Raw genomic sequence first — 19,185 nt, forward strand, 5'->3', positions numbered from 1 at the left:
AAACAGGTATGAGCGAAAACGACTTCGGCAGCGTCGACGGCCCCGGCGACACCCCCGGCCCCGGCGGCTCCACCGCCTTCCGGATCGAGCACGACTCCATGGGCGAGGTGCGGGTGCCCGCGCACGCCAAGTGGCGGGCGCAGACGCAGCGCGCGGTGGAGAACTTCCCGATCTCCGGGCAGCGGCTGGAGCGGGCGCACATCGAGGCGCTGGCCCGTATCAAGGGGGCGGCCGCCAAGGTCAACGGCGAGCTGGGGGTGCTGGACAAGGACATCGCCGAGGCCGTTCAGGAGGCCGCCGCCGCGGTCGCGGAGGGCCGGTGGGACGAGCACTTCCCGATCGACGTGTTCCAGACGGGCTCCGGGACGTCGTCGAACATGAACACCAACGAGGTCATCGCGACGCTGGCGAGCGAGCGGCTGGGGCGGGACGTGCACCCCAACGATCACGTCAATGCCAGTCAGTCGTCCAATGACGTCTTTCCGTCGTCGATCCACATCGCGGCGACCTCCGCCGTGCTGAACGACCTCGTTCCGGCGCTGGAGCATCTGGCGGCGGCGCTCGAGCGGAAGGCGGCGGAGTTCGCGGACGTGGTGAAGTCCGGGCGGACGCATCTGATGGATGCGACGCCGGTGACGCTGGGGCAGGAGTTCGGGGGGTACGCGGCCCAGGTCCGCTACGGCGTGGAGCGGCTGCGGGCCTCGCTGCCGCGGCTGGCGGAACTGCCGCTGGGCGGTACGGCGGTGGGCACGGGCATCAACACGCCGCCCGGATTCTCGGCGGCGGTGATCGCCGAGGTGGCACGGGCCACGGGGCTGCCGCTGACGGAGGCGCGCGACCACTTCGAGGCGCAGGGGGCGCGCGACGGCATCGTGGAGACCAGCGGCCAGCTGCGGACCATCGGCGTGGGCCTGACGAAGATCGCCAATGATCTGCGGTGGATGGCCTCGGGGCCGCGGACCGGGCTCGCGGAGATCGCGCTGCCGGATCTGCAGCCGGGGTCGTCGATCATGCCGGGGAAGGTCAACCCGGTGATTCCCGAGGCGGTGCTGATGGTGGCGGCGCAGGTCACCGGAAACGACGCGACGGTGGCCGCGGCCGGAGCGGCCGGCAATTTCGAGTTGAACGTGATGCTGCCGGTCATCGCCAGGAACGTGCTGGAGTCCGTCCGGCTGATCGCGAACGTGGCGCGGCTGCTGGCGGACCGTACGGTCGAGGGGATCACGGCGAACGTCGAACGGGCGCGGGAGTACGCGGAGTCCTCGCCGTCGGTCGTCACTCCGCTCAACAAGTACCTCGGGTACGAGGAGGCCGCGAAGGTCGCGAAGAAGTCGCTGGCCGAGCGGAAGACCATTCGCCAGGTGGTCATCGAGGGCGGGTACGTCGAGCGCGGGCTGCTGACCGAAGAGCAGCTGGACGAGGCGCTGGACGTGCTGCGGATGACCCGTCCGTAGCACGCGTTCGCCGCGCCCCTGGCGCGCGGCCGCGGCGCACCCCGTAGCGCGCGTCGCCGGCGCCCGTTCGTAACGGCGTGCGCGGCGCGCGTTACCGCGCTCGTAACGCCGGGTGCGGCTCAAGTCACGGCGGCCGTAATCCCGCGCCTCTAAGATCTGCGCATGACAGCGGACATGGTGGACACGACGGAAGGCGAGACGGCCGGCGAAGGCGAAGCGGCCGGGGCGAGGCGCGCGGTGGACGGCACGGCGGCGGGGCGCTGGGCCGTGGGGGAGCACATCCTGTGGCGCTATCGCGACAACGCCCATCCCGAGCAGTTCCACATCTGCCGTCCGATGACCGTGGTGCAGGACACCCCCGAGCTGTTCGCGGCGTGGATGGCGCCCGGCACCCCCTGCGTCAAGCCGGTGCTGGCCGACGGCACGCCCGTGCACCGCGAACCGCTGTCCACCCGCTACACCAAACCCCGCCGGACCGTCCGCGACCAGTGGTTCGGCACGGGGGTGCTGAAGCTGGCGCGGCCCGGCGATCCCTGGTCGGTGTGGCTGTTCTGGGAACGCGGCTGGCAGTTCAAGAACTGGTACGTCAACCTGGAGGAGCCGCGGCGCCGTTGGGCCGGCGGGATTGACTCCGAGGACCACTTCCTCGACATCTGCGTCTACCCCGACCGGCACTGGGAGTGGCGGGACGAGGACGAGTTCGCGCAGGCGCAGCGGGACGGGCTGATGACGCCCGCACGGGCCGCCGAGGTCAGATCGGCCGGACGGGCGGCGATCGCCCAGATCTCGGCCTGGCGCGGGCCCTTCGCCGACGGGTGGGAGGACTGGCGGCCCGATCCGGCCTGGGGCGTCCCGGGACTGCCCGAGGACTGGGACCGGGTGCCGGAACGTTTGCGGTCGTGAGGGTGTGAAGTGAATCGACGGGAGTGAAGGGGGCGAACCGTGGAAAGGTGCGCCTATGGGCAAAGCTGTTTCCCGCCATGCGAGAAGCGGGGCCGAGCCCCCTTGCTGCGCCCTGGGGCTTCAAACGTAGGATCGTCCTCCGCAAGACTGCACAGGCGCAACTCCAGAACGGGAAAACGAACTTGACCGCGGTCACAGGAGGGGCGAGGTCGTGAGCGCGAAGAGCTACGACGGGTACGAGGGTCTGAACCGGTTAGCACTGGACCGGGCCGGTCAGGCCGAGGCGTTCGACGCGATCGGCGACCGGTATGACGACGCTTTCCCCCACAAGGAGGGCCAGCTCGCCTCGGGCGCCTGGCTGGCCGGTGCCCTGCCGGCCGGCTCGCGCATCCTGGACCTCGGATGCGGAACGGGCCTGCCGACCGCCCGTCAGTTGTCGGAGGCCGGGCACCGCGTCGTCGGGGTCGACCTCTCCCCCTCGATGGTCAAACTGGCCCGGGACAACGTCCCCGGCGCGGAATTCCACCGGCTGGACATCGCCGATCTGCGCGGCGGCCGGCTCGGCGGGGCCGGTTCTTTTGACGGAATCGCCGCTTATTTCTCCCTTCTGATGCTGCCTCGTGCCGAAATCCCTTACGCACTGGGCATGCTGCATGATCTGCTACGCCCCGAGGGGCTGCTCGCCCTGTCGATGGTCGAGGCGGATGTGGACGACTTCACGATTCCGTTCCTGGGCAACTCGATCCGGGTATCGGGTTACCTGCGGGACGACCTGCGCCGGGTCGTGCACGACGCGGGCTTCGACGTCGTCGGGGAGGATGCCTACGCATACGCCCCGGCGAGTACGGACGTACCACCCGAGATCCAGCTCTTTCTGCACCTGCGAAGCGCCTGAGACGCAGCGCGTCGAGCGCGCAGCCCCGGACGGATGGAATCCCACGCGTGACGGAGCACCCCACCTCCCACGAATCGCGGCGGTCGGCCTCGACCGCCGCGCCCTCGGCGTCCCCTGCGCGGGGGCCGGGCGGGACGGCGCCGCTCGGCGCGGTCCCCGACCCGCGCAGCGCCCTGCAGCAGCCCGCCGCGACCGGCGTCAGCCCGGTACCGGGCAGCGGCTTCGCGGTGCGCGGCGGTGACGACCTCGGCCTGTCCGGTGCCGCCGTCACGGCCTCGGCGGGGCCGCCGGCCGGCCGTGCCGGGAACTTCGGCCACGCCGACGACGAGCCGGTCGCGGACCATGGGGCGGCGCGCGACGGCGCCGCCATCCCGTACGGGGAGGCGTACGGCGACTCATACGGGGAGGTAGCCATGCCGGCGAGCGGGCGGGAAGGCGGCGCGCCGGACGCGGGGCGGGAGACGGCTCGGGCCGGGCGGCGGATGCCGGGCGCGGTGAACCGCGCCGGGGCGCCCGAGTCGGGCGAGGAGCCGCACCACGGGCAGCGTCCGCGGGAGAAGGGCGTCGGGCGCCCGCGCGAGGGCGGCGGCCCCGGTGGCGGTGGCCGGTCGCGGCCGCGGGGCGGCGATGAGGCGCTGGCGGCGGCCGGGGAGGCGGCCGGGCCGCAGGTACCGGCTCCGGCGGGCCCGCCGGAGAGTCTGCCGCCCGCTCCGCTGCCGCCGGCTCCCCCGGCGCGCTCGGCGCACCCGGGCGAGAGCGGTGAGGTGGCGGCGGCCCGGCAGGCGGGCGGCGACCGGCTGCGGTTCATCGGGGCGGCGACGCGGCGGATCGCCCGCGGCATAGACCTCGACGAGATCGTGCTCGGCCTGTGCCGGGCGACGGTGCCGACGTTCGCCGACGCGATCCTGGTCTATCTGCGCGATCCGCTGCCGGTGGGCGACGAGCGTCCGACCGGCCCGGTGGTGCTGCGGCTGCGGCGTACCGACCGGATTCCGGAGGAGCCGGACACCAACGGCGGCCGGCTGCCGATGCTGCCCGCACAGCCCGATCTGGGGCCGGCGATGGGCGGCAGCGCCGCGGAGCTGGCGGAGGTGCGGCCCGGCGGTCCGCTGGCCGAGGTGCTGCGGGGCGTACGGCCGCTGTTCGGCGAGGCGCAGGCGGCGCGTACGGCGCTGCCCGAGCTGCTGGGGCCCGATCCGCGGCTGCCCGGCGGGCACCGGGTGATCCTGGCGCCGCTGCGCGGGCGGCGGCGGGTGATCGGTGCGGCGGTGTTCCTGCGGCGCCCGGACCGGCCGGCGTTCGAACCGGACGATCTGCTGGTGGCGGCGCAGCTGGCGACGCACACCGCGCTGGGTGTGGACAAGGCGGTGCTCTACGGCCGCGAGGCGTACATCGCCGACGCGCTGCAGCGCACGATGCTGCCCGACTCGCTGCCGCAGCCGACCGGGGTCCGGCTGGCCAGCCGCTATCTGCCGGCCGCCGAGACGGCCCGGGTGGGCGGCGACTGGTACGACGCGATCCCGCTGCCGGGCAGCCGGGTGGCGTTGGTGGTCGGCGATGTCATGGGGCACTCGATGACCTCGGCCGCGATCATGGGCCAGCTGCGGACCACCGCGCAGACCCTGGCGGGGCTGGACCTGCCGCCGCAGGAGGTGCTGCACCACCTCGACGAGCAGGCCCAGCGGCTGGGCACGGACCGGATGGCGACCTGCATGTACGCGGTCTACGACCCGGTGGCGCACCGGATCACCATCGCCAACGCGGGCCATCCGCCGCCGGTGATGCTGCACCGCGGCGGGCGGGCCGAGGTGCTGCGGGTGCCGTCGGGCGCGCCGATCGGCGTCGGCGGGGTGGATTTCGAGGCGGTGGAGCTGGACGCCCCGGCCGGTGCCACGCTGGTCCTGTACACCGACGGCCTGGTCGAGTCGCGGATCCGCGACGTGTGGACCGGTATCGAGCAGCTGCGGGAGCGGCTGGCGGAGACGGCACGGCTGACGGGCCCCCATCCGCCACCGCTGGAGCCGCTGTGCGACGAGGTGCTGGACATGCTGGGGCCCGGCGACCGCGATGACGACATCGCGCTGCTGGCGGCCCGGTTCGACGGGATCGCGCCGAGCGATGTCGCGTACTGGTATCTCGATCCGAAGGCGCAGACGGCGGGGCAGGCGCGCCGGCTGGCCCGGCGGGCGCTGGCGCGCTGGGGCCTGGAGGAGCTGACCGACCAGCTGGAGCTGCTGGTCAGCGAGGTGGTGACGAACGCGGTGCGGTACGCGGAGCGGCCGATCACGCTGCGGTTGCTGCGTACGGACGTGCTGCGCTGCGAGGTCGGCGACGACGTCCCGCAGCTGCCGCGGCTGCGCCAGGCCCGGCCGTCGGACGAGGGCGGGCGGGGCCTGTACCTCGTCAACCGGATGGCGCGGCGCTGGGGCGCGACCCGTTTGAGCATGGGAAAGGTCGTCTGGTTCGAGCTGTCGATGCCGCCGGGGTCGGTGCGCCGCTGACGTCCGGCGGGCGCCCGGCCCGCATCCCACATGTTGGACCCCGTCTGAGACCGGACGGGGTCCAACTCTTGCCGACATGCCGTCGGAGGCGTTGACTGCTTGGGTGGGCAAAAGGGGCCTACGGCACCTACCGCCCCGACACCCCAGTCGAATGGGAGGCATCTCCACCCATGACCAGCACCGCTCGCGACGTCCCGCGCACGACGACCAACGCCGGGGTCCCGGCGGAGAGCGACGAGCACTCGCTCACCGTCGGGCGCGACGGCCCGATCCTGCTGCACGACCACTACCTGATCGAGAAGATGGCCCAGTTCAACCGCGAGCGGGTCCCCGAGCGGGTGGTGCACGCCAAGGGCTCGGGTGCGTACGGCACCTTCGAGGTCACCAACGACGTCAGCCAGTTCACCAAGGCGATCGTCTTCCAGCCCGGCAAGAAGACCGAGATGCTGGCCCGCTTCTCCACCGTGGCCGGTGAACAGGGCAGCCCGGACACCTGGCGCGACCCGCGCGGCTTCGCGCTCAAGTTCTACACGGAGGAAGGCAACTACGACCTGGTCGGCAACAACACGCCGGTCTTCTTCGTCCGCGACACGATCAAGTTCCAGGACTTCATCCGCTCCCAGAAGCGACGGCCGGACAACGGCCTGCGCGACAACGACATGCAGTGGGACTTCTGGACGCTGTCCCCGGAGTCCGCACACATGGTCACCTGGCTGATGGGCGACCGCGGCATCCCCAGGACCTACCGCCACATGAACGGCTACGGCTCCCACACCTACATGTGGATCAACCAGGGCGGCCAGCGGTTCTGGATCAAGTACCACTTCAAGACCGACCAGGGCATCGACTTCCTCACCCAGGAGGAGGCCGACCGCCTCGCCGGATCGGACCCCGACGCGCACCGGCGCGATCTGCACGAGGCGATCGAGGGCGGCAACCACCCCTCGTGGACGCTGTATGTGCAGGTGATGCCGTTCGAGGACGCGGCGGACTACCGCTTCAACCCGTTCGATCTGACCAAGGTGTGGCCGCACGGGGACTACCCGCTGATCGAGGTCGGCCGGATGACCCTCGACAAGAACCCGGACGACTTCTTCATCCACATCGAGCAGGCCGCGTTCGAACCCAGCAACCTCATCCCCGGCATCAGCGTCTCGCCCGACAAGATGCTGCTCGGCCGGATCTTCTCCTACCCGGACACCCACCGGTACCGCATCGGCCCCAACTACGCCCAGCTGCCGCCGAACCGGCCGCACGTCCCGGTGCACTCCTACGCCAAGGACGGCCCGATGCGCTTCGACCCCGCCCGGGTGAGCGCGCCGTACGCACCGAACTCCAAGGGCGGGCCGGCCGCCGACCCCGAGCGCTTCGACCCGGCCGCAGGCTGGGAGACCGCCGGCGAGATGGTCCGAAACGCCTACTCGCTGCGCGCGGAGGACGACGACTTCGGCCAGCCGGGCACGATGGTCCGCGAGGTGCTGGACGACGCCGCCCGCGACCGCCTGGTCGGCAACGTCTCCGGCCATCTGCGCAGCGGCGTCAGCGCGCCGGTGCTGGAGCGTGCGCTGCAGTACTGGCGCAACATCGACAAGAACGTGGGCGACCGGATCGCCAAGAAGGTGAACGGCGGCTGAGGGCGCCACAGCGCCGGCCCAGCGCCCGCAGACGCACCGCGGCCCCCGCCCATCGAGGCGGGGGCCGCGGTGTGTGCGCGCACGGCGTGCGGGGTCCGGCGTCAGTGGAAGCCGGGCAGGCTGTTGGGCTCGGTCCCGCCGGTGTCCTCCCCGGTGCCGCCGTCGGTCGTCCCGCCGTCGGTGGTGTCACCGCCGGTCGTGCCGCCGGTCGGCGGACCGGACGAGGAGTCGCTCGGCGAGGGGCGGCCGGTGGGCCGGCCGGTCTCGGAGTGCGACGGCGTACCGGTCGGGGTCCGGGTCGGCGTCGGCGTACCGCTGGGCGTGCCGGACGGCGTCGGGGTCGACGAGGGGGTGTTGCTCGGCGTGGGCGTGCTGGTCGGGGGCACCCCGGCGCCGAGGTCGGTGTCGAGGTCGAAGTCCGCGCCGGTGTCGCCGCCGAGCACGTCCTCGTTGTACGCCGCCCACACCTGGGCCGGATAGCCGCCGCCGTTGACCCGGCCGCCGCCTCCGGTGCCCTTGAGGGTGACCTGGGCGCCGCCCTTGGGGGACTCGCCGAACATGCCCACCGCGGTGACCAGCTTGGGCGTGTAGCCCACGAACCACGCCGACTTGTTGTCGTCGGAGGTGCCGGTCTTGCCGACCGCGTGGTAGGCGGTGTTCTTCACGGCGGAGGTGGCCGTGCCGTCGTTGACCACGCCCGCCAGGACGGAGGTGATGGTGTCGGCGGTAGTGCGGCTGAGGACCTGTTCGCCGATCGGGTCCTTCAACTGCTGTTGGGTGTCGACGCCGTCGACGGGGTGCACGGCCTTGGTCACCAGCGTCGGGGTGACCTTCTTGCCGTGGTTGTCGAGGGTGGCGTAGGCCCCGGCCATCTGGAGCGGGCTGGCGCCCATGGAGCCCAGCGTCATGGCGGGCCGGGCCTCCATCTTGGAGCCGTCCATGCCCAGGCTCACCGCGGTCTTCTTGACGTTCTCCAGCCCGACGTCCTGGCCCATCTGCGCGAAGACCGCGTTGACGGAGTTGTTGGTCGCCGTCTGGACGCTGATCTTGCCGAACTCCTGCTCGTCCTCGTTGGGCGGGGCGAAGGGGATGGTCCCGCCCACGACCGGGCGGCGGTTGCGGCCGTCGTAGATCGTGTTCGGGTTGATCGGCAGTTGGTCCTGGGTGACCGCGTTGTTCTCCATCGCCGAGGCGAGGATCAGCGGCTTGAACGTGGACGCCGGCTGGTAGTCCGAGCGCGTGGCGTTGTTGGTGTAGTGCTTGGGGTAGCCCTCGCCGCCGTACATCGCCACGATGTGGCCGGTCTTGGGGTCCACCGAGGTGGCGCCGAGCTGGGCGTCCGCGTCGACCTTGCGGGTCTTGGGCTTGAGGTCGTCGGTCAGCCGGCGCTTGACGGCCTTCTCCAGCGCCTCCTGCTTGTCCTTCTCGATCCCGAGGGTGACCGTCCAGCCGCCGCGCTCGAACTGCTTCTCGTCGACGCCCTGGGCGTAGAGCTCCTTCTTGGCCTCGGCCACCAGGTAGCTCGTCTGGCCGGTCAGACCGGGCAGCGGCTTGGGGGGCTTGGGGACCCGGAACCGCTGCTTGGCGCGCTCCTCCTTGGAGAGCCAGTGCATCTCGACCATGTTGTCGAGGGTGTAGGCCCAGCGCTCCTGGACCCGCTTCCGGCCGTCCTTGGACGCCAGGGTCCAGTCGTACTGGTTCGGCGCCTGGAGCAGCGAGGCGAGGTAGGCGCCCTCCGAGACGGTGAGCTTCTCGACGTCCTTGCGGTAGTAGGCCTGGGCGGCGGCCTGGATGCCGTAGGCGCCGCGGCCGTAGTAGCTGGTGTTGATGTAGCCGGCGAGGATCTTGTCCTTGCCCAGCTTGTTGTCCACCTTGAGCGAGATGACGATCTCCTGGAGCTTGCGGCTGACCGTCTGCTCCTGGCTCAGGTAGTAGTTCTTGACGTACTGCTGGGTGATCGTCGAGCCGCCCTGCTTGCCGCGGCCCAGCAGGGTGTTGAGGATGCCGCGTGCGGTGCCCTTCAGGTCGACGCCGGAGTCGTCGAAGAAGGTCTTGTTCTCCGCGGCGACGAAGGTGTACTGGACGTCCTTGGGTATCCGGTCGAGCGGGACGCTCTCGCGGTTGAGCTCGCCGACCCGGGCCATGACCTTGCCGTCGGCGTACTTGAAGACGTTGCTCTGCAGCTGGGCGTCCTTGTTGCCCTCGTCGGGCACTTCGACGTACAGGTACAGTCCGACGAAGCCGAGGATGCCCAGCAGGCACACCCCGAGGAAGGTTCCGAGGATCTTCTTCCAGGTGAAGAGGCGGCGTATACCGGACTTCCCCTGTTTCGGTTTGGTCCGGCGGGCGCTCCCCTGTCGCGCCCTTCTCGCTTCCGCACGGCCCATCGCTTCGACAACTCCAGTCGTTCCGCCCCCAGCTAACTCAGCTGTTGAAGCTAACACCGCATCTGTCAACAAATACTCATCGATCAAGGCTTTTCCTGGCGTGACAAACAGCACCCACGCCGACGGAACCTCAAGGTGGGTGTTCTGCGTCGCCCCCGCTTCACCTGCGGACTTACCGACGAAAGACCCTCTGCGCACCGGTGGACACCCGCACCTCCCCCTGGTTAAAGTGCTATCACTTTGCTAGACCAGCGACATCACCGATTGCGGCGGACATCACGTGCCGCATCCGGAGAAACGGGGACCTTCATGACCGACCAGACAACGACCGAGCCCACCACCGGCCCTGACGGCGAGCTCGCGGTGGACGCTCCCGAGATGCCGCGCCCGCAGGTCCGCGAGACCCCGGCGCACAGCATCCCGGGCGGCCTCGCCCTGCTGCTGACCGTGCTCGGGGTGGGGCTCGGCATCGCCGCGATCATCGCCGGCGGCGTCCTCGGCAACGCCGGCCACAACGCGACCGGCGTACCGCTGGTCATCGCCGGCGTCCTGGTGCTGCTCGGCTCCTTCTTCTGCATGACCGGCGTGAAGATGGTCGCGCCCGGCGAGGCCCGGGTCATCCAGCTCTTCGGCCGGTACGTCGGCACGATCCGCACCGACGGGCTGCGCTGGGTCAACCCGCTGACCACCGCCCGCAAGATCTCCACCCGGGTGCGCAACCACGAGACCGCGGTCCTGAAGGTCAACGACGCCTACGGCAACCCGATCGAGCTGGCCTCGATCGTCGTCTGGCAGGTCGAGGACACCGCCCAGGCGCTGTTCGAGGTCGACGACTTCCTGGAGTTCGTCGCCACCCAGACCGAGGCGGCCGTCCGGCACATCGCGATCGAGTACCCCTATGACGCGCACGACGAGGACGCCCTGTCGCTGCGCGGCAACGCCGAGGAGATCACCGAGAAGCTCGCCCTGGAACTGACCGCCCGCGTCCAGGCCGCCGGCGTACGGATCATCGAGTCCCGCTTCAGCCACCTCGCCTACGCCCCCGAGATCGCCTCCGCGATGCTCCAGCGCCAGCAGGCCGGTGCGGTGGTCGCGGCCCGCCAGCAGATCGTCGAGGGCGCGGTCGGCATGGTCGAGATGGCGCTGGACCGGATCAACGAGCAGGGCATCGTCGAGCTGGACGAGGAGCGCAAGGCGGCCATGGTCAGCAATCTGATGGTGGTGCTCTGCGGCGACCGGGCCGCCCAGCCGGTCCTCAACACGGGCTCGCTCTACCAGTGAGCGAGCGCAGCGAGCACACCGTCGAAGGGTGCGCGCCGAGCGCGGGTGAGGCCGGGCGAAGCGAGGCTTCGGCATGAGCGCCGACGCCCCCGAGGGGTCCGGCGCCGAGGGCGGGCGGACCCCCGCGCGCCCGCCGCAGCGGCGCAAGCAGGTGCTGCTGCGGCTGGACCCGCTGATCCACGACGCACTGGCCCGCTGGGCCGACGACGAGTTGCGCAGCGCCAACGCGCAGATCGAGTTCCTGCTGCGCAAGGCGCTGTCGGAGGCGGGGCGGCTGCCCCGGGGGGCGGGGGCGATCCCGCGGCGCGGGCGGCCACCCAAGGCGCCGGAGCCGGACCCGCCCCGGGACTGAGCCCGGCACCGGCGCGCCGGACACCGCACCCGGACACCGCACCCGGACACCGCATCCGGAGGCCGCGCCCCTCCCCGGGGGCGCGGCCCACCACTGAACACCGCGTCTATACATCGTGCGTATACACCTCATGTAGAGTGCTCGGCATGCCCACAGGACACACAGGGCGATGCCCCCTGCCCGCACTCCCGGAGGCCCGCGGATGACCCCGGCCGGTTCCCTGCTCGACGCCCGCGCGCTGCACAAGGCGTACGGCTCCACCCCCGCTCTCGACGGCGCGGACTTCTCCATCCACCCGGGCGAGGTCGTCGCCGTCATGGGCCCCTCCGGCTCCGGCAAGTCGACCCTGCTGCACTGCCTGGCCGGGATCATCGCCCCCGACTCCGGCACCGTCCGCTACGGCGAGCGCGAACTGACCGCCATGAACGACGCCCAACGCAGCGCCCTGCGCCGCACCGACTTCGGCTTCGTCTTCCAATTCGGCCAACTCGTACCGGAATTGACCGCCCTGGAGAACGTCGCACTCCCCCTGCGACTCAACGGCACCAAACGCAAGGAAGCCGAACGCCAGGCCCGCACCTGGCTGGAGCGCCTGGAGGTCGACGACATCCGGGACAAGCGGCCCGGCGAGGTCTCCGGCGGACAGGGCCAGCGGGTCGCCGTCGCCCGCGCGCTGGCCGGCACGCCCCGGGTGATCTTCGCCGACGAGCCCACCGGCGCCCTGGACTCGCTCAACGGCGAACGGGTGCTGACCCTGCTGACCGACGCCGCCCGCGACACCAGCGCCGCGGTCGTCCTGGTCACCCACGAGTCACGGGTCGCCGCCTACTCCGACCGGGAGATCGTCGTCCGCGACGGCGTGGCCCGGGAGACGGCGGGCGCGGCATGAGGGCCCGCAGCCTGGCCATGGGCGTACGCTTCGCGGCCGGCGGCGGCCGCGAGGGCTGGGTCCGTACGGCCTTGACGGCCATCGGGGTGGGGCTGGGGGTGCTGCTGCTGCTCGGCGCCGCGTCGATCCCGCAGATCCTCGACGCCCGCCAGCAGCGCGGCGACGCCCGGGTGGCCATCGCCGGCGAGCGGCCGATCGAGCGCTCCGGGTCGACCCTGCTCTACGCCGACGCCCAGACGTCCTTCCGCGGCCAGTCGGTCAGGGGCGTGCTGCTGCGCCCCGACGGGCCCGGCGCCCCCACACCTCCCGGCGTACGCGAACTGCCGCGCAACGGCGAGATGGTGGTCTCCCCCGCGCTCGCGGAGCTGCTCGCGGCACCGGAGGGCAAGCTGCTGCGCGAGCGGCTGCGCTTCACCACCGCCGGCACCATCGGCGAGCCGGGCCTGGTCGGGCCGGGCGAGCTGGCGTACTACGCGGTCAGCGACGCCCTGACCACCGAGCACGGCGCCTTCCGCATCGACGGCTTCGGAAGCCGGACGGAGCCCGAGGCGATGGACCCGGTACTGCTGGTACTGATCATCGTGGCCTGTGTGGTGCTGCTGATGCCGGTGGCCATCTTCATCGCCACCGCGGTCCGCTTCGGCGGCGAGCGGCGCGACCGGCGGCTGGCGGCGCTGCGGCTGATCGGCGCCGACACCCGGACGGTGCGCTGGACGGCCGCCGGGGAGGCGCTGTTCGGCGCGGTCTGCGGGCTGCTGCTGGGCACCGCGTTGTTCCTGGCCGTACGGCAGGCGGCCGGCTCGGTCACCGTCTGGGACGTCAACGCCTTCCCCGGCGATCTGACGCCGGCCCCGGCCCTGGCGGCGCTGGTCGCCGTCGCCGTCCCGCTCTGCGCCGTCGGCGTCACCCTCTTCGCGCTGCGCGGGGTGGCCATCGAACCGCTGGGCGTGGTGCGCAACAGCGTCGGGCGGCGGCGCCGGCTGTGGTGGCGGCTGCCGCTGCCGCTCGTGGGCATCGCCGTGCTGCTGTCCAACGGGCGGGTCGGCGACGACACGGCGGTCGACCCGTATCTGATCGCGGGCGGCGCGGTGCTGGTGCTGTTCGGCATCACGCTGCTGCTGCCCTGGTTCGTCGAGGCGGTGGTGGGGCGCCTCACCGGCGGCCCGGTGCCCTGGCAGCTGGCCACCCGCCGGCTCCAGCTGGGCAGCGGAGCGGCGGCCCGCGCGGTCAGCGGCATCACCGTCGCGGTCGCCGGCGCCATCGCGCTGCAGCTGTTCTTCTCCGCGATCCAGCACGACTTCCTGAAGGTCACCGGGCAGGATCCCACCCGGGCGCAGCTGAGCGTGGCACTGCCCTCCCATGACGTCGCCACGATCCGGAAGATGATCGGCGAGTTCCGCCGCACCGAGGGCGTACGCGGCGTCATCGCGACCATCGAGTCCTCCGCCTCCCGGCCCGGCCCGGTGCGCAAGGGCGAGGACTTCGCCCCGACCACCCAGGTCACCGTCGGCGACTGCCCCACCCTGGGCGAGCTGGCGCACACCGGCTCCTGCAAGGACGGCGACGTCTTCGTCGTCAAGGACAGCAACGGCATGGTCGAGAGCGACTACATCTTCCAGACCGCGCGGCCCGGCGCCCGGGTGCTGCTGAACCGGGACGTGCGCACCGGCGAACCCGGCGGCGCCCCGCGGCTGTGGACCGTCCCGAAGTCCGCCCGCGTCGTCGACTCCCGCAAGGACCCCTCGGGCCAGATGGCCTTCGGCATCTTCGCGACCCCGGGCGCCCTGGACACCGCCGCGCTGGACGACCCGACGGCCCGCGCGATGGTGAGGACCGATCCTCGGGTCGCCGACGCCGCCGAGTACGTACGCAACACCGCCGCCCGGATCGACCCGCAGATGGCCGTCCACACGCTGCAGGACCTTCAGCGCGACAAGCAGTTCTCCAGTGTGCGCACCGGCCTGCTGATCGCCGCCACCGCGACGCTGGCACTGATCGCCGCCAGCATGCTGGTGACGACGCTGGAGCAACTGCGCGAGCGGCGCCGGCTGCTGTCGGTGCTGGTGGCCTTCGGCACCCGGCGGGCGACGCTCGGCTGGTCGGTGCTGTGGCAGACCGCGGTCCCCGTCGCCCTGGGACTCGCCCTGGCGCTGGCGGGCGGCGCCGGGCTGGGCGTGGCGCTGCTGAGGATGGCGGGCAAGTCGGCCTTCGACTGGTCGGTGGTCTGGCCGCTGCCCGCGGCCGGTGCCGCGCTCGTCGTGCTGGTGACCCTCTTCAGCCTGCCGCCGCTGTGGCGGATGATGCGCCCCGACGGGCTGCGGACGGAGTGACCGGCGTCCCGGGGCCCGTGTGCCGGGCCCCGGGACTACCTCTATACAGCGTGCGTATACACCAGCGATACACCCACGAGTAAGGTGGTCGGCATGTCAATCGGTCATACGCTGCTGGGCCTCCTGGAGTCCGGCCCCCGCCATGGCTACGACCTCAAGCGGGCCTTCGACGAGCACTTCGGCCAGGACCGCCCGCTGCACTACGGTCAGGTCTACTCCACGATGTCCCGGCTGCTGAAGAACGGCCTGGTGGAGGTCGACGGCGTGGAGGCCGGCGCCGGCCCCGAGCGCAAGCGGTACGCGATCACCGACGCCGGTGTCACCGATGTCGCCCAGTGGCTGGCCCGTCCCGAGAAGCCCGAGCCGTACCTGCAGTCCACGCTCTACACCAAGGTCGTCCTGGCGCTGCTGACCGACCGCGACGCCGCCGAGCTGCTGGACACCCAGCGCGCCGAACATCTGCGGCTGATGCGCGGGCTGACCGAGCGCAAGCGCGGCGGCGACCTCGCCGACCAGTTGATCTGCGACCACGCGCTGTTCCATCTGGAGGCCGATCTGCGCTGGCTGGAGCTGACCGCCGCCCGGCTCGGCAAGCTGGCGGAGGCGGTCCGCGCATGACTCCGGAGGGATCCCTGCTCGCGGCGGAGGGGCTGGGCAAGGCGTACGGCCCCACGCCCGCGCTGGACGGCGTGGAGTTCTCCATCCACCCGGGCGAGGTCGTCGCCGTCATGGGCCCCTCCGGCTCCGGCAAGTCGACCCTGCTGCACTGCCTGGCCGGGATCATCGCCCCCGACTCCGGCACCGTCCGCTACGGCGAGCGCGAACTGACCGCCATGAACGACGCCCAACGCAGCGCCCTGCGCCGCACCGACTTCGGCTTCGTCTTCCAATTCGGCCAACTCGTACCGGAATTGACCGCCCTGGAGAACGTCGCACTCCCCCTGCGACTCAACGGCACCAAACGCAAGGAAGCCGAACGCCAGGCCCGCACCTGGCTGGAGCGCCTGGAGGTCGACGACATCCGGGACAAGCGGCCCGGCGAGGTCTCCGGCGGACAGGGCCAACGGGTCGCCGTCGCCCGCGCGCTGGTCAACCGGCCCCGGGTGGTCTTCGCCGACGAGCCCACCGGCGCCCTGGACTCGCTCAACGGCGAACGCGTGCTGACCCTGCTGACCGACGCCGCCCGCGACACCCGGGCCGCCGTCGTCCTGGTCACCCACGAGTCACGGGTCGCCGCCTACTCCGACCGGGAGATCGTCGTCCGCGACGGCAAAGTGAAGGACATGCTGGCGGGCTTGGTATGAGCCCGCTGCGCTCCCCCGCCGGCGGCGGGCGCGCGCGCACCGCGTCCGCGCCCACCGAGCCGCCCGCCACCCCGCGCGGCGGCCCCGCCGTCTGGGCCCGCGACCTCCTCATGGGCATGCGGTTCGCGGCCGGCGGCGGCCGCGAGGGCTGGATCCGTACGGCGCTGACCGCGGCCGGCGTCGCCCTGGGCGTGGCCGTACTGCTGCTCGGCTCGTCCGTCCCGGCCATGATGGACTCCTTCCACGGCCGGCAGCAGGACCGCGAGAACCTCGGCCAGCGCCATGAGCCCGGGGCCGCCGACGACACCCTGCGCTACGCCTCGGTCGACACGACGTTCCGCGGTACACCGATCCGCGGCCGGCTGGTGCGCCCCGACGGCGCGCATCCGCCCCTGCCGCCCGGCGTCCGGCATCTGCCCGGACCCGGCCGGATGCTGGTGTCCCCCGCGCTCAAGAAGCTGCTGGACTCCCCCGAGAACGCCCTGCTGCGCGAGCGGCTGCCCTACAAGACCGCCGGCACCATCGGCGACCAGGGCCTGCTCGGCCCGCAGGAGCTGACCTTCTTCGCGCAGAGCGCCACCCTGGCCGCGCCCGACGGCTACCGCATCGACCACTTCGGCAAGAGCTGGGACCCCACGCCGATGCAGGCGCCCGCCGTGCTGCTGGTGATCATGACGTGTGTGGCGCTGATGACGCCGGTGATGGTCTTCATCGGGACGTCCGTACGGTTCGGCAACGAGCGCCGCGAGCGCCGGCTGGCCGCGCTGCGCCTGGTCGGCGCCGATGTCCGCACCACCCGGCGGATCGCCTCCGGCGAGGCGCTGTTCGGGTCGCTGCTGGGACTGGCCGGCGGTACCGCGCTGTTCCTGGGCGGCCGCCGGTTCGCCTCGGTGATCACGCTGTGGGGCATCAACGTCTTCCCCTCGGACCTGACGCCGGGCCCGCTGGCCGCGGCCCTGATCGCGCTGCTGGTCCCGGCGGCGGCGGTGCTGGTGACCCTGTTCGCCCAGCGCGCCGTCACCGTCGAGCCGCTGGGCGTCGTCCGCGACCGCCCGCCCGTGCGGCGCCGGCTGTGGTGGCGGCTCGCCATGCCCGTGGTGGGCGTCGCGGCGCTGGCCCCGCTGGCCTGGGAGGAGCCCTGGAGCGGCACCCCGCTGAACACCTTCCGGCTCGCGACCGGTGCGATGCTGCTGCTGTTCGGCGTCACCGCGCTGCTGCCCTGGCTGGTGGACGCGGTGGTGGGCCGGCTGCACGGCGGCCCGGTCCCCTGGCAACTGGCTGTCCGCCGCCTGCAGGTGAGCAGCGGCCCGGCCACCCGCGCGGTCAGCGGGATCACCGTCGCGGTGGCCGGCGCGATCGCGATCCATATGCTGATGACGGGGATGCAGGCCGGCTACGCCCAGGCCTACGCCGAGTCCGGCAAGCTCCCGCAGATCGGCCTGTGGGGCAACGCCAAGGACTGGCACCGCACCGAGCGGGCGCTGGCCGCACTGGACGCCACCCCCGGGGTGACCGCGGTCCGCGGCACCATCGACGCACTCGCCGGCCGGATGCCGGCCGCCGGCCGCCCCGCGTCCGACGCACCGCACTCCACGCTCGCCGTCGGCAGCTGCGCCGAACTGCGCAAACTGGCCCGCCTGGGGTCCTGCCGGGACGGCGATGTCTACCTCACCGACGCCCCGCACCGCGACGCCGCCGCGCGGCCCGGCGCGACCCTCGACCTCAACGCCCCGATCCTGAAGGACGATCCGGTGGCGCCGCGCCCCTGGAAGATCCCCGACACCACCCGCCCCGCCCGGCTGCTCGCGCCCGGCCCCGGCCCCGACCGCCTCCGCTACGACCTGCTGATCACCCCGTCCGCGATCGACCTCGCCCGGCTCAACGGCGGCACCATGGAACTGAAGGTCGGCTTCGACCGCGCCACCCCGGACGCGGTGGAGCACATCCGCAACACCGCGGCCCGGATCGACCCGACGATGCATGAGTTCTCCGCGGTCGACAACCCGCACGACGAGCAGTACACCAGCGTCCGCGACGGCCTGTTCGTCGGCGCCGTGATCACCCTGCTGCTGATCGGCGCGGGCCTGATCATCTCCACCGTCGAGCAGCTCTACGAGCGGCGCCGCCTGCTGTCCGTCCTCGACGCGTACGGCACCCGCCGCGCCACCCTGGGCTGGTCGGTGCTGTGGCAGACGGCCATCCCGGTGGTGCTCGGCCTGGGCCTGGCACTGGGCTGCGGGCTGACGCTGGGCGCGCTGCTGCTGTCGATCATCGACAGCGCGGTGGTCGTGGACTGGCCGGGGGTCGGCGCGATGACCGGCATCGGCGGCGGGGTGATCCTCTTCGTGACGGCGCTGAGCCTGCCGCCCCTGTGGCGGATGATGCGGCCGCAGGGGCTGCGGACGGAGTGAGCCTGCCGATGCCGCCGGACCGGGGGCGGCCGGACCGGGGTCGGGGCGCGGGCGATCATGGGAGATCATGTCCCCACCACCGGCGCCGCTTTGGCGCCGACCGACACACGGGGGCTCCTCATGCGCGCACCGCGCCGACTCGTCTACTGCATCGCGTCCACCCTCGACGGCTTCATCGCCGGCCCGGACGGCGCCGACCCGACCGGCCCGGACGGCTTCTGGCCGATCGCCGAGGACTATCTGCAGCACCTGATCACCGAACTCCCCGAGATCCTGCCCGTCCAGGCCCGCTCGGCCCTCGGCGTCACCGCGGAGGGCACCCGTTTCGACACCGTCCTCGAAGGCCGCCGCACCTACGACATCGGTCTGCAGGCCGGCGTCACCGACGCCTACCCCCACCTGCGCCACCTCGTCTTCTCCCGCACCCTCACCGAGAGCCCGGACCCGGCCGTGGAACTGGTCGCCACCGACCCGGTCGCCAAGGTGCGCGAGCTGAAGGCCGAGGCGGGCAAGGACATCTGGCTGTTGGGCGGCAGCGAGCTCGCCGGCGTCCTCTACCCGGAGATCGACCAGCTCCTGATCAAGCTGGGCCCCCTCACCATCGGAAACGGCATCCCCCTCTTCTCCCGGGACACCACCTTCGACCCGCGCACCTGGGACCTGACCGAGCACACGGTCCTCAAGAGCGGCGCGGCGTTCCTGACCTACACCCGGGCATCGACCGAGGCGTAAGACGGCCCCTGGGGCGCCCGCCCGCTCGAACGAGTGAACGTTGTCGTACAAGACGCGTGCGGGCGCCCGGCCCTACGATGATGACCTCGGCACCAGCCAACGGGAGGCATGC

14 protein-coding genes are annotated in these 19,185 nt (G+C 72.2%); 13 read left to right on the forward strand and 1 reads right to left on the reverse strand.

Features of this window, described 5'->3' with window-relative positions:
• Positions 1-8: 8 nt before the first annotated feature.
• The 5 genes from ACFWZH_RS19680 to ACFWZH_RS19700 all read left to right on the forward strand — a co-directional run bounded on the left by ACFWZH_RS19680 (position 9) and on the right by ACFWZH_RS19700 (position 7,387).
• A complete protein-coding gene (locus ACFWZH_RS19680; RefSeq protein ID WP_384432339.1) occupies positions 9-1,454 on the forward strand; it encodes a class II fumarate hydratase in 1,446 nt (481 codons plus the stop codon).
• Between the two features lie 174 nt (positions 1,455-1,628).
• Positions 1,629-2,357: a DUF402 domain-containing protein gene (locus ACFWZH_RS19685; RefSeq protein ID WP_384432591.1), complete on the forward strand. Its 729-nt coding sequence runs from the start codon at positions 1,629-1,631 to the stop codon at positions 2,355-2,357.
• A gap of 211 nt (positions 2,358-2,568) precedes the next feature.
• Complete coding sequence (locus ACFWZH_RS19690; RefSeq protein ID WP_384432342.1) at positions 2,569-3,252, forward strand: class I SAM-dependent DNA methyltransferase; 684 nt, start codon at positions 2,569-2,571, stop codon at positions 3,250-3,252.
• Positions 3,253-3,299: 47 nt separating this feature from the next.
• Complete coding sequence (locus ACFWZH_RS19695; RefSeq protein ID WP_384432345.1) at positions 3,300-5,753, forward strand: SpoIIE family protein phosphatase; 2,454 nt, start codon at positions 3,300-3,302, stop codon at positions 5,751-5,753.
• A 170-nt stretch (positions 5,754-5,923) separates the two neighbouring features.
• A complete protein-coding gene (locus tag ACFWZH_RS19700) occupies positions 5,924-7,387 on the forward strand; it encodes a catalase (RefSeq protein ID WP_384432348.1) in 1,464 nt (487 codons plus the stop codon).
• Positions 7,388-7,488: 101 nt separating this feature from the next.
• Here the strand turns inward: ACFWZH_RS19700 and ACFWZH_RS19705 are convergent, their stop codons facing one another.
• Positions 7,489-9,774, reverse strand: a complete 2,286-nt coding sequence (locus ACFWZH_RS19705; RefSeq protein ID WP_384432351.1) for a transglycosylase domain-containing protein — start codon at positions 9,772-9,774, stop codon at positions 7,489-7,491.
• A gap of 309 nt (positions 9,775-10,083) precedes the next feature.
• On the opposite strand from ACFWZH_RS19705, the gene ACFWZH_RS19710 reads away from it, so the two are divergent.
• The 8 genes from ACFWZH_RS19710 (at position 10,084) to ACFWZH_RS19745 (ending at position 19,073) form a co-directional block, all read left to right on the forward strand.
• On the forward strand, positions 10,084-11,055 hold the full coding sequence (locus tag ACFWZH_RS19710; RefSeq protein ID WP_384432354.1) for an SPFH domain-containing protein: 972 nt from the start codon (positions 10,084-10,086) through the stop codon (positions 11,053-11,055).
• 73 nt (positions 11,056-11,128) lie between these two features.
• Complete coding sequence (locus tag ACFWZH_RS19715; protein WP_384432358.1) at positions 11,129-11,407, forward strand: hypothetical protein; 279 nt, start codon at positions 11,129-11,131, stop codon at positions 11,405-11,407.
• Between the two features lie 202 nt (positions 11,408-11,609).
• Positions 11,610-12,296, forward strand: a complete 687-nt coding sequence (locus tag ACFWZH_RS19720; RefSeq protein ID WP_384432361.1) for an ABC transporter ATP-binding protein — start codon at positions 11,610-11,612, stop codon at positions 12,294-12,296.
• Positions 12,293-14,626: an FtsX-like permease family protein gene (locus ACFWZH_RS19725; RefSeq protein WP_384432364.1), complete on the forward strand. Its 2,334-nt coding sequence runs from the start codon at positions 12,293-12,295 to the stop codon at positions 14,624-14,626. The genes ACFWZH_RS19720 and ACFWZH_RS19725 overlap by 4 nt, the downstream gene beginning before the upstream one ends.
• Positions 14,627-14,719: 93 nt before the next feature.
• On the forward strand, positions 14,720-15,244 hold the full coding sequence (locus ACFWZH_RS19730; protein WP_384432367.1) for a PadR family transcriptional regulator: 525 nt from the start codon (positions 14,720-14,722) through the stop codon (positions 15,242-15,244).
• A complete protein-coding gene (locus ACFWZH_RS19735; RefSeq protein ID WP_384432370.1) occupies positions 15,241-15,930 on the forward strand; it encodes an ABC transporter ATP-binding protein in 690 nt (229 codons plus the stop codon). Before ACFWZH_RS19730 ends, ACFWZH_RS19735 begins: the two co-directional genes overlap by 4 nt.
• Positions 15,927-18,341, forward strand: a complete 2,415-nt coding sequence (locus tag ACFWZH_RS19740) for an FtsX-like permease family protein (RefSeq protein ID WP_384432373.1) — start codon at positions 15,927-15,929, stop codon at positions 18,339-18,341. Before ACFWZH_RS19735 ends, ACFWZH_RS19740 begins: the two co-directional genes overlap by 4 nt.
• A gap of 120 nt (positions 18,342-18,461) precedes the next feature.
• The gene (locus ACFWZH_RS19745) at positions 18,462-19,073 is read left to right on the forward strand and encodes a dihydrofolate reductase family protein (RefSeq protein WP_384432376.1); all 612 of its coding nucleotides are present in this window, start codon (positions 18,462-18,464) and stop codon (positions 19,071-19,073) included.
• Positions 19,074-19,185: the final 112 nt, after the last annotated feature.

Source organism: Streptomyces sp. NPDC059008 (assembly GCF_042749045.1).
GTDB lineage: Bacteria > Actinomycetota > Actinomycetes > Streptomycetales > Streptomycetaceae > Streptomyces.

Bases quoted from the DNA above. Each gene is read 5' to 3' on its own strand.
- ACFWZH_RS19680 (WP_384432339.1), top strand. From the start codon at position 9: ATGAGCGAAAACGACTTCGGCAGCGTCGACGGCCCCGGCGACACCCCC.
- ACFWZH_RS19700 (WP_384432348.1), top strand. From the start codon at position 5,924: ATGACCAGCACCGCTCGCGACGTCCCGCGCACGACGACCAACGCCGGG.
- ACFWZH_RS19740 (WP_384432373.1), top strand. From the start codon at position 15,927: ATGAGCCCGCTGCGCTCCCCCGCCGGCGGCGGGCGCGCGCGCACCGCG.
- ACFWZH_RS19730 (WP_384432367.1), top strand. From the start codon at position 14,720: ATGTCAATCGGTCATACGCTGCTGGGCCTCCTGGAGTCCGGCCCCCGC.
- ACFWZH_RS19715 (WP_384432358.1), top strand. From the start codon at position 11,129: ATGAGCGCCGACGCCCCCGAGGGGTCCGGCGCCGAGGGCGGGCGGACC.
- ACFWZH_RS19735 (WP_384432370.1), top strand. From the start codon at position 15,241: ATGACTCCGGAGGGATCCCTGCTCGCGGCGGAGGGGCTGGGCAAGGCG.
- ACFWZH_RS19725 (WP_384432364.1), top strand. From the start codon at position 12,293: ATGAGGGCCCGCAGCCTGGCCATGGGCGTACGCTTCGCGGCCGGCGGC.
- ACFWZH_RS19685 (WP_384432591.1), top strand. From the start codon at position 1,629: ATGGTGGACACGACGGAAGGCGAGACGGCCGGCGAAGGCGAAGCGGCC.
- ACFWZH_RS19705 (WP_384432351.1), bottom strand. From the start codon at position 9,774: ATGGGCCGTGCGGAAGCGAGAAGGGCGCGACAGGGGAGCGCCCGCCGG.
- ACFWZH_RS19710 (WP_384432354.1), top strand. From the start codon at position 10,084: ATGACCGACCAGACAACGACCGAGCCCACCACCGGCCCTGACGGCGAG.
- ACFWZH_RS19745 (WP_384432376.1), top strand. From the start codon at position 18,462: ATGCGCGCACCGCGCCGACTCGTCTACTGCATCGCGTCCACCCTCGAC.
- ACFWZH_RS19720 (WP_384432361.1), top strand. From the start codon at position 11,610: ATGACCCCGGCCGGTTCCCTGCTCGACGCCCGCGCGCTGCACAAGGCG.